This is a genomic window from Flavobacterium sp. W22_SRS_FK3, from assembly GCF_052113665.1.
GTDB lineage: Bacteria > Bacteroidota > Bacteroidia > Flavobacteriales > Flavobacteriaceae > Flavobacterium.
This window is the reverse complement of sequence record NZ_JBGQOF010000017.1, coordinates 64,664-81,925: the sequence shown is the minus strand read 5'-3', so window position 1 is coordinate 81,925 and position 17,262 is coordinate 64,664. Positions and strand designations below refer to the sequence as shown.

Sequence of the window (17,262 nt, the reverse complement as noted above, 5' to 3'; positions counted from 1 at the left end):
TTATAAAGCTTTTTTACGTAATAGTGCTTCTAAAAAGTAGTAATCGGCATAGATGATGGGCTCATCTATTTCATCATGTTTAGGCCAGTTTCCTGTACTGTGGTCTAGGATAAAAGGAGCTTTTATACCGGAGTCTAAAACATAATGCTCTGTGCTTAATGATGTAATTATTTTATCTGCAAATTGCAGGTAGTTTTTATTTTGTGTATATCCATATAATTCATATAATGCAGAAGCCATAACAGCTGCTGCAGAAGCATCACGTGGTGATTTTGGAATACTTGGGTCATTAAAGTCCCAATAAGGGATACCGTCTTTGGGCAAATTTTTATTAGACATAAAAAAATTAGCAGTCGCCTCAGCTTGATCTATATAAGCATTATTTTTAGTATATCTGTAAGACATAGTAAAACCGTAAACAGCCCAGGCCTGTCCACGAGCCCAGGCAGAATCATCATTGAAACCCTGTAAGGTGGTTTTCTTTTTTACAGCTCCATTAATGGTATCATAAACCAAAACATGATAACAGCTATTGTCTTTTCTAAATTGATTTTTTAAGGTCGTATTGGCGTGTTTAATGGCAATGTTCTCATATTTTTGGTTTCCCGATAATTTACTGGCCTCAAAAAGCAACTCAAGATTCATCATATTATCAATTATAACGGGAAATTCCCATATGTCTTTATTGAAATCCCATGATCGAATAGATCCTACCTTTTCATTAAATCGACCACATAAAGTTTCGGCTCCTTTAATAATTATCTCTTTATACTCTTGTTTGTTTTCTACTTTTAAGGCTTCACCAAAACTACAATATACTTTAAAGCCTACGTCATGTGAATGACTATTAACACTTTCTTTTTTATTAAAAGAAGTCCATTGTTGTGCTTTTTGTTTGTATTGTGGATTTGCTGTAAGACGATATATCTGCCATAAATTTCCAGCAAAAAAACCACTTGTCCAATCTGGTGAAGTAACTTTTCTAATTTTATCCTCACCATTGAGACTCCTTGGCATTGCCATAGAATCTATTGAATAGTTCAGGAGTAATCCATAACGCTTCTCAAATAAAGGGACAAACGATTTATCACTTGGGAGTGTAAGAGCTGTATTTTTACTTTTGCATGCTGTTAGAAGAAAAATAAAAATTAAAATACTGCTCAAATAACTAACTTTTTTCATTTTTATTAGGTTTAATATACAGATTTGTTATTACTATTTCCTAGCAACACTTCTTTACTATCACCACCGATATGATTAAAGACAAGAGTTGTTTTACCGGATATTATTATTTCCAATGAACGATCTAAGTCCGTTGAAGCGGCTATTATTTTGTTTTTGACTGAAAGATTCGCATCAGGTAATACCAGTCCATCTTTACTCGAGATGATTTTTCCTGAAATATTGCCCTCTTGCGCATTTGTACGAGTTATTATCAAGAATAAAAATCCAAATAGCAACCAAGGAGATGCTTTAGTTTTTTGGGTTGTAAACATTCATTTTTGTTTAAGGTTAAATAAAGAATAACAGCATCAATAACACCTTGGTAATAACAACTAGTACAAGGAGGATTTGTAAGAGTAGTATTTTGGTTTTATTGAACTTCATCTGACAAATGTATAGTCCTTAACGGATATATTAGTTCAAAATGAGGTATACAAACGTCCTAAAATTTGCTGTAAAGCCTTAAACAGTATGGGTTTTGTTATTTTACAAAAGTTTCATTATGAAATTTATCTGCAAATTCACTTGGGGTTATTCCATATTTTTTTTGAAAGCACCTGCTAAAGTATTTTGGATTGTTAAACCCAACTTTGTAACTGATTTGAGAAACATTAATTTTGTTTTGTTCTAATAAATTTGCAGCTGCTTTTAAACGAATTTCATGAATAAATTCATTTGGAGTACAGTTAGTCCAAGTTTTAATTTTTAAGAACAACATTGTTCTACTCAGTCCAAGTTCACTACAAAATTGGGGAATATCAAATTGCGAATTAGCAATATTCTCTTCAACTATTTTAAAAGCTTTTTTCAATAAGGCGTCTTCAGCGGAATCAAGTTGTATATCAGGAGGACTTAAGAAATCTTCTTTTTTGAATTTATTTTTTAAGCGTTGGGTAGAATCTATTAGGTTTTTGATACGAAGTTGAAATTCTATTAAATTAAAAGGCTTACTGATATAGTCATCAGCTCCACTTTTTAATCCTTCAAATTTATAGATTAACGAAGACCTTGAGGTGAGTAATATTACGGGAATATGACTGGTTTGAGGAGTTTCTTTTATTTTAGCACATAATTCAGTACCTACCATTTCGGGCATTATTACGTCACTAATTATTAAATTAGGTAAAAACTTAAGTGCTTTTTTTAATGCTTTTTTGCCATTATCGGCGGTAATTATATTATAGTCTTCCTTGAGTAAGTTTTTAATAAAAGAGCGTAAAACGTTATGATCTTCTACTATTAAAATAGTTGGTTTTTCATTATCAATAATTAAATCGGCCAGATCATCATCTTGTTCCTTTGAATCAGAAGACAATTGTAACTGTGAAGTATATTGACTAATATTGTCACTAATTTTAAAGCCTTTTATTATTTCATCTTCGTTCAAGTGTTTTTTACCTTTAGGCAATAGTAAGGTAAAAATCACTCCTTGTGATTCTTTATTTAGTACCGAAATGTTTCCCTTGTGAAGTTCCACAATATTCTTTACAATCGATAGTCCAATACCTGTTCCCTTGTTGGAGTTTTTTTGAACTTGATTATGTAGTGGTATTTCAAAAAAAAGGTCAAAAATTTTAGAAATATGTTCTGGAGCAATTCCTACTCCGGTATCTTCAATCGTAAAACGCACTTCTTTTTCTTCTTTTATAATTCTAATTTTAATGTTTCCTCCCTGTGGAGTATATCGAAAGGCATTAGAAATTAGATTAAAAAAGACACGTTCTAGTTTATAGCGATCAAAATAAATATTTATCTCCGCATCACTGCTCTCAAAGGTATAATCATAGCCTCCGTCCTTCGCGTATTCAATAAAGGAGAGGTATATTTCTCGGGTAAATTTGACAATATTTCCTTTGGCAGATTCTAGCTTAAACTGTTTGTTTTCCAGTTTTCTAAAATCCATTAGTCTATTGATAAGATTCAGCAGGTGGTTGCTGCTACTTTCAATTACGAGTAATTTTTTATACATTTCATTACTTCCGCTATAGTTCTGCAATATTTGTTGTAATGGGCCTAGAATCAAGGTTAAAGGGGTTCTGAATTCATGAGATATATTGGTAAAAAATTCCAATTTTGCTAAATTATTTTCCTTGACACGTTGGGCTTCTAAATATTCCAGTTCTAATTTTTGTTTAAGTTGATCTTTCGATTTGATAATCCAGATTAGGCTGTATATTGATCCTGTTATTATTAAAAAATAGAGAAATAAAGCCCCTTTACTTCTCCATGGTGCTGGAGTAATTTCAATTTGCAGGGTAGTTGGTTTAGTATTCCAAAGGCCATCGTTATTGGCACCAATTATTTCTAAGGTATAGTCTCCTGAATTTTGTATTGCAAATAAAACCTCTGAGGCATTTGTAGTAATCCAATTGTCATCGAGTCCTATTAAACGATAGCGGTACTGGTTGTTTTTCGAGCGAATATAATTGGGTATGGCATATGAAATTGAAAAGTTAGCTTTGTTATAGGGCAGTGAAATTTGCTTGGTATAGGTTATATTTTCTTTCAAAATTCCATTTTTAGCTCTAGGGGTTACCCCTTGGTCACGTATGCTCAGATTGGTTAAAATGACCTGTGGTGCATAGTTATTAAATGCTATTTTTTCACTATTGAAATAGGTAACACCAGAGGGACCACCAAAATAGAATTCGTTGGCATTAATTTGAAGGCAGGCATTGTCATTAAATTCATTACTAACCAGACCATCTTTTTGATCGTACACAACTGTTTTTTGATTAGTGGTATTGTATTTTATTATTCCTTGATTAGTTCCTAGCCATAAATACCCATCTGTTCCTTGTAAAATGGAATGAACTGATGTTATGGGGCCGTTTTTAGCATTAATGGGCGCTTTTTTAAATTTGCCTCCGTTAAAAAAGTACAACCCTTTAGCTTTAGTACCTACCCATACTTTTTGGTTTTTATCTAGTGAAAGACTTAATATATCATCGCCAGAGAGTAAATTATTATCAAAAAAATAATGTACAATTTTTTGATTTTTTACGTTGTCATAATCCGTGTTTAGAACATTGAGCCCATCTTGTGTTCCGACCCAAATCTGTTTTTTTCCATCAATTAATAAAGTTCGAATTCGATTGTTGGTTAAAGAATTTTCACCAGGAATGTCTCCGGGGATAATTTGAAAGGTACCTGTTTTGAGTTCGTAGCGAATTAGTCCTTTGCCGAAAGTTCCTAACCAAAGAATTCCCTTATCTTCTTTGATAGCATAAACGCCAGTTTCATTTATGATTTTTTTTAGCGAAGTACTTAAAACCGTACCATGAATTTTTTTTGTTTTGGTATTATATACTGTAGCACCACTATGAAAAGTACCAATCCATAGAAGCCCATTTTCGCTCAAGTGTAGGGATTTAACATCACTATTGTCTCTTTGCAAGGGATTATTTTTGCCAATATAGGAAACTTGATCTGTCTTTCTTTCATAGATTGTTATACCACCACCTTCAGTACCAAAATAGATATTTTCTTGTCCATCAGTAGCCATAGAGCTTACTACATCAAAACTAAGTTTAACTGCAGTATTACGCTGATTATAGTTGGTAAAATTACTATTGGATATATCCCAAATATTAACTCCTTTATAGTAGGTTCCTACCCAAATAGAACCTTTTTTATCGGTATAAAATGATTTTATTTTGTCGATATTTGGATTTTGAGTGTTGTTTATTTTAGTGGTGATTCCATTTTGATCAATAATAGAAATACCGTCGTAAGTTCCTATCCACAAATTTTGGTGAGCATCTATTAAAAGAGCTCTAACATCTACACCAATATCCTGATATTTTATGTTTTGAAGGAAAGAGGTAAATTTGTTTTTATTAGGATCAAATGCAAACAATCCTTTATTTTTGGTTCCAATCCAAAGATTGTTTTTTTTATCAGCAATAATGGTTTGGATAAAAGCATCTTTAATATTATCCTGAGAGTAGGATCTAAATTGATACGTTGCATTTTTTGTTCTTTGTACTGAGCATAATCCTTTGGAGGTACCTATCCATAATTGTTTACTTGGAGAGATAATTATACTTGAAATAAAGTTACTTGGTAATGATTTGGAATCATTTGGATTATGGTGTATATTTTTAAATCTCCCTGTTTTTTTATTGAAAATAGTTAGTCCATTAGAAGTTCCTATCCAAATTTCGTTGTCGATTTCTTTCATGCAGTATATGGCATTATTACTCAAAGAGTAGGTACTATTCGAGTGGAAATACCTTCTGAAAGTACCCTTCTTGTGATTGAATCTATTCAACCCATTATAGGTTCCAACCCAAATCTCACCTTGCTGATCTTCCATAATACAAAGAATATCATTATTAGATATCGATAGACTATCTTTAGGTTGATTTTTGTAAACTGTAAATCGACTACCATCGTATTTATTTAGGCCATCACGTGTACCAAACCACATTTGTCCTAATTGATCTTGGTGAATTGCTATTACAGCACTTTGAGATAAGCCATCGCTAGTAGAAATATTTTTAAAGCGATATTTATTTGTTTGCGCATAAATTTGACAAATACATAAGAAAAAGCATATAAAAAATGTTTTTTTCATAAAAATGGCTTTAAAAATGTAATAATAGCATTTTTTTATAGACAAATAACATTGTCTGGCTATATAAGAATTATTTTTTTAATCTTTTGCTTAGCTGATAATTATAAAGTGAAGGCACTTGTAAAAGTTCTTCATTGGTAAATTTGATGTAAGCATTTGGTTGGTAAGAAATAGTAAAATGAGTATTCCCATGAACTCCTATAATGGAAGCATAAGGGCCGTCTTCGAGACCGTTTAGCATTATTGGGTATGTAGAATTAGTATCTTTAACCTGAACGTCTAGATTCCAAAAAGTACTAAAAGCACCATGAGACGGCTTCCAGTAATCGGCACCTCCACCACCAAATAGGCGATAGCTATGGTCTTGTAAAGGTGTTATGTAAAGGGTTATTGCATCAAATAGATTTTGATGATTGGCTCCTGAATGTTGATCTAATACTGGATTTGTGTATACGATACAATTTTGGTATACATTTTTGGTTGCGAACGTATTAAAACTTAATGGATGAACTGCTGCGTTGTATATCTTTAAGTTTTTAACTAGTACATTATGCACTCCTCCTAGTGCTACTGTATAATGAGCTGTATTAGTACCATCAGTGATAATGTTTTCAATGGTTGTATTGGCAATTTCTTCGGTTAAAATTCCACTATCAGCGTTGTGAATAGTGATATTATTTACCCAACTATTAAATATGCGTGTTAAAAATATGGCATTGAACCCTTGCTCCACATGATGAGCCACTCTAGGTGCATCTGGAAAAGTAATTTTAAAGTTTTCTATTCCCACTTCAGTTAAATGTTTCCATTGAATTATTTGCGCTCCATAAGTAGGTTTTATATCTAATAGTAAGGGATCTTTTACAGTTATTTGATCATCTTTAATTTTCAAAATTTCCACTTGCTGACGCACTAATGGCAGGGTAGGAAACTTCCAGTGATGGGAACCTACTTTTAAATCACAATAATTGTAAATGGCTTTTATAATATCTCCTTTTTCTCCTTCTTTATTAAATAGTTCCAGCTCAACGATGTCGCCAACTTTTAAATTTTTCACTTCACTGACCCTTAGGATTGTTTCTCCTCTTTTTCCAGAAATTACTTTAGCAAGGATATTTATCTTAGGGTCGTATTTTTCTAAATACGATTTTACACGCTCACCCGGGACTCGTGTCCAAATCATTCCCCCTGACCAGGCATATTGAGAAAAGGGAAGATCAATGTTATTTTCCTTTTCTTTTTGTCTTTTTTTAAAGGTTTGTAAATACTCTCGAAGTTCAGTTAAAGATTCTGGATTTTCTAAATACATCATAGGCCTGGGACAATAAAGTTCTGTGCCGTTCTTTTCAGCTCCCTGTCCTCGGATTACGAATTTGCTTCTTTCGATGTAAAGTATGGAACTTAAAATGATTTTTCCTGCCGGTAGCTCTAGAACTACATTTCCAGGGATTGTGTTGCATTTTTTTAATGCAGCCACGAGTGCTTTTGAGTCGTCAAAATCATCGTTTGCAACTACTCCGAATTCCGTAGCATAAATTATTGTTGCTTTAGAATTGGTTATTGGTTTTTCTCCATTATGATATCCTGCAAAACTAAAATCAGGGATGTATGGAGTAGATTGATTTTCTATTATTTTTTTAAGTATTTTAAGGTTTTGGCCATGAACAAGACTTAAAGTTGATAGCAGCAGTATACTTATTGTTATTTTTAAATTTATGGTATTTGTTTTCATAATTCGGTATCATTCTAATTAAAAATAGATTGTATTTGAATAAAGTATAATTGATTTTAATTAATCAAAAGATAGAATACAAGGGCATATGCGAGTGGATTATCTTTATGAAAATAATTTTATAAGAAAATACAGAAATAATTCATTGCTAACTTTACATATTATAATGTAAAAAAAAAAATATTCACATTGAAACACACAAATTAATTTATATATTTTAGTTTTGTGCTGAAAAAACTATAACAAACTTATTTATTTTTTATCCTTATTTTAAGAGGGGTGTTTATCTTAAGTGCAAAATCTGCTAAATACGATTCCCATTCTTTTTCGTTGTTAAAATGTCCTGCTTTTTTCCACCCAAAACCTGCATAGTAAGTAGCTTTGTTATGGTTAAGTTTTATTGTTCCATATAAGTTACTTAGATCAGTCTTGTCAGTAAGATGATTATCAAATTTTTTTAATTTTTTACCAGCAACGACAATCCCTGTGCCAATTTGCGAATCATCCAAAGGTTCCCAATAGCTCAACCATCCTTGATTTAGATCTGTACCAGTGTTTCCTTTTTTGTCATGAAGTGTCAAACCAACCTCAATTTCTTTGCTACCGGTAAGTTCAATTTCATATTTTGATAAATAACTTCCGTAATCTAAAGAAATAAGTTTGGTTTCTGTGATTTCTTGTCCATTAGCATTCCAATGTGCATAGGTAAGACGAAAACTTGTTCGTAAGGAACCGGTAGTAATAGTTTTCCAGGTAATGAAATTTTTAGAAAAATAGTATGTAGTGTCTATTTTTATTGCGATTCCACCGATACCGCGACTGTCTCCAACATGAAAATTGTCCAGGCCTTCACCAGTATCTTTGTGATAGGATCCTCTACCATTTGTGGTTTTAGCATACCATTTGTTAATAATAGGATATTCGACACGTTTGAGCCAAGCATCAATACCGCTGGTTAATGTTCCTCCTTTAATATTATTTTCAACCATTTCTTGTGCTTTAGGGCCATAGGTTCGAAAGGCAACTTTATTATTTTCCCAAGCATAGTCATCAGTTCTTTCAGGAACAAAGCGAGAGTAGCAATATGTAATAGTATCTCGGTTTTTAGCTGGTTTTTCAACAAGCTCTAATTCGACTTCTTCATATGCTTTGACTTCAGGTTGTGCTAAAATTACATCAGCAATTCCGTCCCCATCCTGATCAACTACCTGAGTAATTAAATAGGTTCCAAATTTTTTTTCGATAAAGGTATAATGCTCTAAACTAACTTTTTTTTTCAATCCTAATTCTTTTTTAGAAAGTGATATCGTTTCTTCAAAGCGGTCAATTGATAGCGTATTTTTGACTACAATCGTACATTTGCTTTTCTTTTTTTGAGCCATTATGTTAACTGTAGTTAAAAATAAAAGTACTATTAGCTTATTTTTCATGATTGACTTATGCATTAATTTTCGTTTGATTGTTTACCGATAATCGCTAAAATTCCAACAGCAACATATAAATGTGTCCATTATCAAATCACTTCCTTAGACGATAAAATATTGCTGCCCCAGTTCTAAATCGCTTAGATCTCTCCATTTTTGCAGCTGGTGTACGGCTTTGGATAAAATCATTAAACGAATGTCCATCAAAACGAATAGGTTTTGTTTGTGCTGTAGTAAAATATCTTTGTCTAATTTCTTCTTTGTTTCCACTACCAATGTATAAAGTATCTTTAAAGACAAGTTTTTACAAATTTCCTTAAACAATAACATAACCTGAACCTCCCTCGCTCTAAAAAATAAGATGATGTAAGCTGATCAATAGTTTCTAGCGTTAATTCAGTTATAGGAACTGCTGAACATGTAATATATATCGGTCGAAATGAGAATATGTTAACGTAATTTGTTTTCCTGCTTTGTAAAGTCTTGTTTTACTGATTGAGGGCAACTAGCTTATCTTGAGCCGTATTTTGATAACATTTTTTTTAATATTGAATGATATAATGCTTTAAACTCAAATGTATTTATAAAAATAAAAATTGTGTTAATTCTGAAGAAGATAAAAGTACATAATAGGGCTAATATTGTACAAATTACTGATAATTAAATGTTTAAATTCATTCATTATGCTTGTTTTAGCAGCCACTAAATATAGTATTGTAATGATGATTTTGTTACTTATATATAAAGTATCACTTTAATTTTTATTAATTGTCTTTTAATGATAATGGGTACTTGTTTTAGTTCTTGAGAGTTATTCTATAAATGGCTTTTGGTTTACTTTTTTTATTTACAATTATAGTGCAATACTCAAAAAAATATTTAGCAAAAAAGATATTCTAATTGCTTTTTATTAGATAATCACTTGCAGGATATCTAAGGCAATTTTTCAATCACGTATTTAAATCCTAAAAATAATCATTAGACTTTAAATACAAACGATGGCTTCACAATTAAATTCAATATGAATAATACTACTGCCTTTTAAATTATAGTTTTATTTTCTACATCTTTCATTTTTTAGCTCCTGTTAAGTGTACTAGTAGTTATAAAAAACACAACTCTTTTGCTGAATGCTGATTTTACCATTATAAATTATAATGATATAGTAAAAATAAAACCTTTAATATGTTAATTTAAAAAAAAACAAATAGCGACGTATTCTGTGTTTTTTTTAAATATATTTTTAAATAATCGTGCTTTTAAGATAAAAAACTTATAAAATTCATAAGCAATACTTTTTTATACCTAAAAACGTATTTTTCTTCCCCGTGTTAAAACCAAATATAGTCATTTTTGCAAGGTAAATTAGTATTGATCGATATACTAACGATGAATTGATTTACATAAAAACTAACTATTTAATAATTAAAATGAAAACCAAAAATGACAAATTTTATTAGGATCAAAAAAAGTCCTGATTACGTATCTGGATTTAAGATGAAAAAGAAAATGATGCTATTTTGTGTCTTGTTTTCTTTATCGCAAGTTCATGGTTACGCTATTAGTTCCAAAAGTGCAGAGCTGCAAAATGTCCAACAGCAAAAAATCATTAAGGGCCAGGTTAATGATGAAAATGGTATGCCAATGCCGGGTGTAACTATTTTAGAAAGAGGAACTAAAAATGGTACTTTAACAGATTTTGACGGAAAATTTACTTTAAAAGTAGATACTGAGAATGCTGTGTTAGTAGTTTCCTATTTGGGCTATGTAAATAAAGACGTTGCTTTAAAAAACCAATCTTCAATTACTATACAAATGCAAAAGGCTACAGCGACATTAGACGAAGTTGTTGTCGTGGGATATGGTAAAATGAAGAAAAAAGATTTAACAGGAGCCATTGTACAGGTAACTCCTGATAAGCTGGCGAACCAAAATCCACAAACAGTTCAGGATATATTAAGAGGAACTCCCGGTGTAAGGGTAGGTTATGACCCTTCTGCAAAAGGAGGAGGAAGTATACAGGTTAGAGGACAGACTTCTGTTTATACCGGCGGAGGTCATAATTCACCGCTTATTATTTTAGACGGAATGCAGTTTTATGGTGAGCTTTCAGAAATCAACCCTGATGATATTGCCCAGCTTGATATTTTAAAAGATGCATCAGCAGCATCAGTATATGGGTCGAAAGCGGCAGCTGGGGTTATTCTTATTTCAACCAAAAAGGGTAAAATCGGTAAGCCTATTATTAGTATTACTACCAACACAACAATTAGCAATAAGAGTGCCTATCGTGGAGTATATTCTCCTGAAGGATACTTAAAATATCGTGAGGATTGGGAAACTGCCCAAACTTATGGTCCTAATACAGCAACCGGGCAATACGAAGCATGGATAGCAGGAACAGTTGCTTCTGGTAAGCCGGGGTATTTTTCAAGTTCTGATGATTTAGCTAAATGGGGTATTACTGAAGCCCAATGGTTAGCGTATGAACCTGCTTCTCAAACAGCTGGAAAAAGCGTCAAAGAAGTTTGGGGAACGCGTTTAGGTTTGAATTTTGATCCTTCTCTGATGGCAAATTTCTTAGCAGGAAAAACACACGATTGGAGTGATAGCTCTTTTAGAACAGGAATTAATCATGATGCTAATTTGAGTATTTCGGGAGCTGCTGACAAAATAAATTATTACTTATCTTTTGGTTATTTAACCTCACAAGGAGCTATTGTTGGGAATGATTATAAATCAGCTCGTTCCAATATGAAAGTTAATGCCAAAATTACTGATTGGCTTGAACTTGGGGCAAACATTAATTTTCAGGATCGATCAGATGGAGATATTACCCCTTCTTTGGGTACAGGTTCGGGGGATAACAATATGATGAGAACCAGTCCATTTGGAACATTTATAGATGAAAATGGTAATTATGAGAGACAGCCAATGGGTAAAAATGTTTCAGGTCAGAATTATAACTTTTACTACGAACGTCAATTTATGGAGAAGGAGACAGGTTATACTACATTTAATTCTATTTTCAATGCAAAAGTTACTTTGCCTCTGGGGATTACTTACTCATTTAATGTTTCTCCCCGTTATCAATTTTTCCACGATCGTTATTTCAGGTCAACACAGAACCCAAACTGGCCCGCAGCTACTACTGGAGCAAATAGAAATAATGCTATGAGTTTCGAATATAACTTGAATAATACATTAGCATGGGATTATACATTTGATAAAAAACATCACATTGTTGCCACTTTTGTTCAGGAAGCGGAAGATCGTCGATATTGGTCAGATGGAATGAACGCATATAATATTCAGCCTTCAGATGCTTTAGGATTTCATCTTGTAAATACTGCTACGATGGAAAATAGTGCGATTAGATCAAACGACACACATCAAACAGCTGATGGATTGATGGCAAGACTTTTCTATTCATTTGACGATCGTTATATGCTAACAGCGACTATTCGTCGTGATGGGTATTCGGCATTTGGAGCTTCAAATCCTTATGCAGTTTTCCCTTCTTTTGGGGTTGCCTGGAGCTTTAAAAATGAAAACTGGTTTAAATGGGATGCAATGAGTACAGGTAAATTACGTTTGTCATGGGGTAAAAACGGAAACAGGTCGCTTGAGGATCCGTATATTTCTTTGGCAAACCTGGTAAATACCGGAACAATGGGGTATTTAGATTCTTCTGGTAAGCCTCTTGAAATTAAATATTTAGCTCTTGATCGTATGGCAAATCCAAATTTGAGATGGGAAAAAACAATATCAAACAATATTGGTTTTGACTTAGGTTTCTTACAGGATCGTGTTACCGCAACTTTAGACTTTTATAAGTCATCTACTCGTGATATGATTATGAGTCAGTCCCTCCCTGGTTTTACTGGATTTTCATCAATTGCAACCAATCTTGGAGAGGTTCAAAATCAAGGTTTGGAATTGAGTCTTAGTACTCTTAATATGAAAAAACCAAACTTTGAATGGAGTACTACATTTGGAATCTCTTATAATGAAAATAAAATCATCTCATTGTATGGTAATATGGTAGATATTAAGGATGCCAGTGGTAATGTTATTGGGAAAAAAGAAGGTGATGATTCAGCTAATGGATGGTTTATTGGCAGACCGATCTCTCAAATTTGGGACTATAAAGTAATTGGAATTTGGCAAAAGGATGAGTGGCAAGAGGCTTCAAAATATGGGCAGCGTCCTGGAGATCCAAAAATTGAAAACAGCTATACCGCAGATGACAAAGCAGATGGGACACCAGTTTATAATGAAAAGGATAAGCAATTTTTAGGAAATTCAAATTCTCCTGTGCAGTGGTCGTTGCGTAATGATTTCAAGATTTTAAAAAATTGGAATTTAGGAATTAGCATGTATTCTTATATGGGAGGCAAATCACTTAATTCAAACTATATGAATAATTTCAACGCAAGTAGTTTGTATAAATTCAACTTCAACCCTTACGTAAATCCATATTGGACGCTTGATAACCCAACCAATGAATGGGCACGCCTTGATGCTAAGGGACCTGCTGGAGCCGGAACGGCAAAATTGTATGATCGTAGTTTTATTCGTTTAGATAACATTTCATTAGCTTATACAATTCCTAAAGATCTTTTGGATCGTGTGCATATTAAAAATATAAAAATTTATGCTTCAGTTCAAAACGTAGCAACTTGGTCTGCTTCTAAAGAATGGAAATATTTTGGAGATCCGGAAACAGGAGGATTGGCTACCCGACAGTTTAATTTAGGTTTTAATTTACAATTATAAAAATTATTCAACAATGAAAAGATATATAAAAAATAAAATTTTAAGACTGGCTCCATTTATTGTATTGGCTATGCTGTCTTTTTCCTGTTCGAGAGATTTTCTTGATTCAGACCCGCTTTCGTTTTACGAACCTGGAACTACATTTTCTACTGAAGCTGGATTGCAGGCAACTTTAGCGTTATGCGATAAACAGTTGCGTAATAATTATATTCACTATGGTGTTTGTAGTGTTAGTGTTCCTATTGGTACAGAGTATATTTTCTCTGATATGGCACAATATGGAAAAACAGATACAAATGGTAGTATTGCTGATTATGCCGCTAATATACTGCCTACTGGAGACTTCAGAAGAGATCCGAGTGGAGAATCGATTTATCTTGGTTTTATGTGGACTGAAGCTTATACAGGTATTAAGAATGCTAATACCATATTATCGTATATTGGTAATGTGGAAAGCTTATCCGAAGATGTTAAAAATAAATATATAGGACAAGCTTATTTTCATAGATCTTACCGTTACTTGAATCTGGTATATCAGTTTGGTGACATACCCTTAATTACTAAAATTTTGGAGGTTCCAAAGCAAAGTTATTATTCCACTAAGAAGGAAGCCATTATTGAAATGATTACAGCAGATATGGAGAAAGCTGTAGAATGGGTGCCAGAGCAGGCTAAAATAGGTTATGTTGGTATGGTTAGTAAAGGGGCATGCCGTCAGTTATTAATTAAGTGTTACTTAGCATCCGGCCGATTTGCTGATGCAGAGGCACAGGCCAATATTTTGATTAATCAATCGGGTTATTCTTTGGTACAAAATAATTTTGGAATTTTTGATCCGGGCGGTAATTCTGCAGCCTGGCCTATTACTAGAAATGTAATTTGGGATTTGCATAGGCCTGAAAACAAAGTTATTAGTGCTAATACTGAGGCTATATTAGTTGCGCCAAATTCAGGGGCACAATCATTTTTAAGGTTTAATTCAATGAGGATTTTTGGGCCCAACTGGAATGATAACAATTTAATTACTCCAGACGGTAAAACTGCAGCACCGCGTTATCCATTGAATAATACAAATTATAGAGCACAATATGACTATCAAAGAGCGTTAGGACGTGGCATTGGTACTATTAGTGGTTCTTATTATTCGCAGCATCCTATGTGGATTGTTAACGGTGTTGAGGATAAGCAGGATCTGAGACATAATAGTACGGTGGGTAACTGGGTGAATATGGAAGATCTAAAATATACTTTTGGATCAGGCAGTACATATGTTGGGCAAAACTTTAGAATGAAGGATGGTAGTAAACTGTTGGCACAAGATTCTATTCGTGATTGGTACGATTTTCCACATTATAAAATCTTTATGCATGATGTTGAAGCTGAAGCTAATCCAGCAGCAAATGATTTTCAGGGAGCTACGTCAGGATCTACTGCACACATGTACATTTATCGTTTAGCTGAAACCTATCTATTACGTGCAGAAGCACGTTTTTATCAAGGGAACGCAACAGGGGCAGCTCAAGATGTGAATGTTGTAAGAGCAAGAGCAGGAGCGGCACAAATGTACACTACAGTAACTATTGGTGATATTTGCGCAGAAAGAGGAAGAGAACTTTATCTTGAAGAATGGAGAAATGTAGAGTTGAAACGTATTTCACACTGTCTTGCTATGAGTGGAAAACCGGATGAATGGGGAAATACTTATAGCTTAAGTAATTGGGATAAACAATCTGGGACAGATGCAGCTGGAGGAAGTTATTGGTGGCAGCGCATTGTACATTATACCCTTTATAACAAATACCCAGCTGGTATTTCTATTAAACCAGGTGTAAAGTTTTATACAATGGACAAGCGTAATAACTATTGGCCAATTCCGTTTAGACTTGCAATAGAGCCTAATATTAAAGGTCAGTTAAGTCAGAATTTTGGATATGATGGTTACAATGAGTCTGTCAAGGTATGGGATAAATGGCAGGATGCAATTGATGACGAAAGCCAAATTTAAATATACTTTATTTGCCCTAAATGAAGATTTTAAAAACGACCTAAAATAAATAGTATTTCTATTCTCAAAGAAATGTTAAAGCAAAGACGAGGTAACCTGTTTAACTCGTCTTTTGTTTTTATCATATGTTGTTTCTCAACTTTTACATCAAGAAATTAATCAATTGTGTTTTACTACAGCCTTTGGTAAAAAAAACTTCTTTGATTTAGAAATACTTATAAACATAAAATTTATAGTAATGAGAATCCAGCCTAACTAAAGCTATCATAACAAATACTATTATTTATGGTGAAGTATACTAATTATCAATTATTTGAATTTGTATATTTTTTGAATAATACCATTTTTCAGTCTAAACAACATATACAAAATAAATAAGCAGGATTTTTTTGTACCTAAAAACGTATTTTTTTACTCTCTATTTGAATTGTTATTAATCAACTTTGTAGTGTTGATTGTAATTAGATAAAGTGTTGTTTTTCAACCTTAACCATTGTAACTACAATCATTTACTAACTTTTAATTGTTTATTAACCATTAATTTTTACAAAATGAAAAAAAGCTTAAAATTAACAATTTTGCTATTTATTATAGCATTAGTATTTAATTCCTGTGGAGAGGAACAAAGTTTAAATGTTCCGGAAGAAGTTAACAAAAACGTGTCACAAATTCTTGGCAATGAGGTGCAGCAGAATACAAAGAAAGATGCAGTAGCAGCTCTTGGAAGCGGTGCCGGGGCCAGAACAATCACATTACAAACAAACACACTAACTTGCCCTGGTGGTTTGTGTACATCGTATGGTGTTTGGTCACAGGGCATTTACACGGTTTGGTTTCAAATGAAGTTTAATTCCGGATTTTACTGGAGTAGAGGAGGTAAATGCGGATACGGGATATTAATTGGTGATCAGAATACTGGTGGTGACCCAGGATGGGATGGCAACGGAGGTAGTGCAAGATTTATGTGGTATTGCCCAAATGGTTCAAGTACATCTATTGGAAGCGGGGCCTATCTGCAACCATATGTCTATTATAAAGATCAGCCAGGTCAATATGGTAACGATTTTGGGAAGAAGTACTACATCCAAGAAGGAGTGACTTACAACTGTCAGATATCTGTTAAATTAAATACAGGTTCAAATACGAATGGTTACGTCAAATATTACGTAAATGGTACTGAGATATTAAATCAAACAATTCGTTGGGTTACTAATGATTCTAAACGAAATGTCAATGCAGTAAGTTTCCACACATTTCGTGGTGGTAGTCAAGAGTACTGGAAAGCTCCGGTGACAAGTTCTATTTATTATGCAAGTGCAGCTTGGGATGCTCAATAATAACTATAAATGTTAAAGTTATTTTATTGATGAAATAAAATCACAACTTCGATGTTGTTTATTAAATAAATAACATCGAAGTTATAATAGCCTTGAAATTTTCCCATCTAAGGAATTAAATTAGTTTAAAAATTGTTAGGTAAACCACTAAACCAACCAGCAATTTTCAATTTAAATTATGT

At 33.0% G+C, this 17,262-nt stretch carries 9 protein-coding genes; 3 read left to right on the top strand and 6 right to left on the bottom strand.

Going from position 1 to position 17,262, the window contains the following annotated elements:
- The 6 genes from ACEN2I_RS15990 to ACEN2I_RS15965 form a co-directional block, all read right to left on the bottom strand.
- Positions 1-1,182: a glycoside hydrolase family 88 protein gene (locus tag ACEN2I_RS15990; protein WP_441767104.1), complete on the bottom strand. Its 1,182-nt coding sequence runs from the start codon at positions 1,180-1,182 to the stop codon at positions 1-3.
- An 11-nt stretch (positions 1,183-1,193) separates the two neighbouring features.
- Positions 1,194-1,496: a hypothetical protein gene (locus tag ACEN2I_RS15985; RefSeq protein WP_441767103.1), complete on the bottom strand. Its 303-nt coding sequence runs from the start codon at positions 1,494-1,496 to the stop codon at positions 1,194-1,196.
- 209 nt (positions 1,497-1,705) lie between these two features.
- Positions 1,706-5,803, bottom strand: coding sequence for a two-component regulator propeller domain-containing protein (locus tag ACEN2I_RS15980; protein WP_441767102.1), 4,098 nt, complete (start codon positions 5,801-5,803; stop codon positions 1,706-1,708).
- A 70-nt stretch (positions 5,804-5,873) separates the two neighbouring features.
- Entirely contained in the window at positions 5,874-7,535 is a 1,662-nt protein-coding gene (locus ACEN2I_RS15975) for a right-handed parallel beta-helix repeat-containing protein (protein WP_441767101.1), read from the bottom strand.
- A gap of 248 nt (positions 7,536-7,783) precedes the next feature.
- A complete protein-coding gene (locus tag ACEN2I_RS15970) occupies positions 7,784-8,965 on the bottom strand; it encodes a DUF4861 family protein (RefSeq protein WP_441767100.1) in 1,182 nt (393 codons plus the stop codon).
- A gap of 96 nt (positions 8,966-9,061) precedes the next feature.
- A complete protein-coding gene (locus ACEN2I_RS15965; protein WP_441767099.1) occupies positions 9,062-9,229 on the bottom strand; it encodes a hypothetical protein in 168 nt (55 codons plus the stop codon).
- 1,173 nt (positions 9,230-10,402) lie between these two features.
- On the opposite strand from ACEN2I_RS15965, the gene ACEN2I_RS15960 reads away from it, so the two are divergent.
- The 3 genes from ACEN2I_RS15960 (at position 10,403) to ACEN2I_RS15950 (ending at position 17,080) form a co-directional block, all read left to right on the top strand.
- Positions 10,403-13,738: a SusC/RagA family TonB-linked outer membrane protein gene (locus ACEN2I_RS15960; RefSeq protein ID WP_441767098.1), complete on the top strand. Its 3,336-nt coding sequence runs from the start codon at positions 10,403-10,405 to the stop codon at positions 13,736-13,738.
- A 13-nt stretch (positions 13,739-13,751) separates the two neighbouring features.
- Positions 13,752-15,743: a RagB/SusD family nutrient uptake outer membrane protein gene (locus ACEN2I_RS15955; protein WP_441767097.1), complete on the top strand. Its 1,992-nt coding sequence runs from the start codon at positions 13,752-13,754 to the stop codon at positions 15,741-15,743.
- A 551-nt stretch (positions 15,744-16,294) separates the two neighbouring features.
- Positions 16,295-17,080: a polysaccharide lyase gene (locus ACEN2I_RS15950; protein WP_441767096.1), complete on the top strand. Its 786-nt coding sequence runs from the start codon at positions 16,295-16,297 to the stop codon at positions 17,078-17,080.
- Positions 17,081-17,262 lie beyond the last annotated feature (182 nt).

What these genes read in the sequence shown, in the direction of transcription:
- ACEN2I_RS15990 (WP_441767104.1), bottom strand. Translation starts at nt 1,182, where the DNA reads ATGAAAAAAGTTAGTTATTTGAGCAGTATTTTAATTTTTATTTTTCTT.
- ACEN2I_RS15985 (WP_441767103.1), bottom strand. Translation starts at nt 1,496, where the DNA reads ATGTTTACAACCCAAAAAACTAAAGCATCTCCTTGGTTGCTATTTGGA.
- ACEN2I_RS15980 (WP_441767102.1), bottom strand. Translation starts at nt 5,803, where the DNA reads ATGAAAAAAACATTTTTTATATGCTTTTTCTTATGTATTTGTCAAATT.
- ACEN2I_RS15975 (WP_441767101.1), bottom strand. Translation starts at nt 7,535, where the DNA reads ATGAAAACAAATACCATAAATTTAAAAATAACAATAAGTATACTGCTG.
- ACEN2I_RS15970 (WP_441767100.1), bottom strand. Translation starts at nt 8,965, where the DNA reads ATGAAAAATAAGCTAATAGTACTTTTATTTTTAACTACAGTTAACATA.
- ACEN2I_RS15960 (WP_441767098.1), top strand. Translation starts at nt 10,403, where the DNA reads ATGACAAATTTTATTAGGATCAAAAAAAGTCCTGATTACGTATCTGGA.
- ACEN2I_RS15955 (WP_441767097.1), top strand. Translation starts at nt 13,752, where the DNA reads ATGAAAAGATATATAAAAAATAAAATTTTAAGACTGGCTCCATTTATT.
- ACEN2I_RS15950 (WP_441767096.1), top strand. Translation starts at nt 16,295, where the DNA reads ATGAAAAAAAGCTTAAAATTAACAATTTTGCTATTTATTATAGCATTA.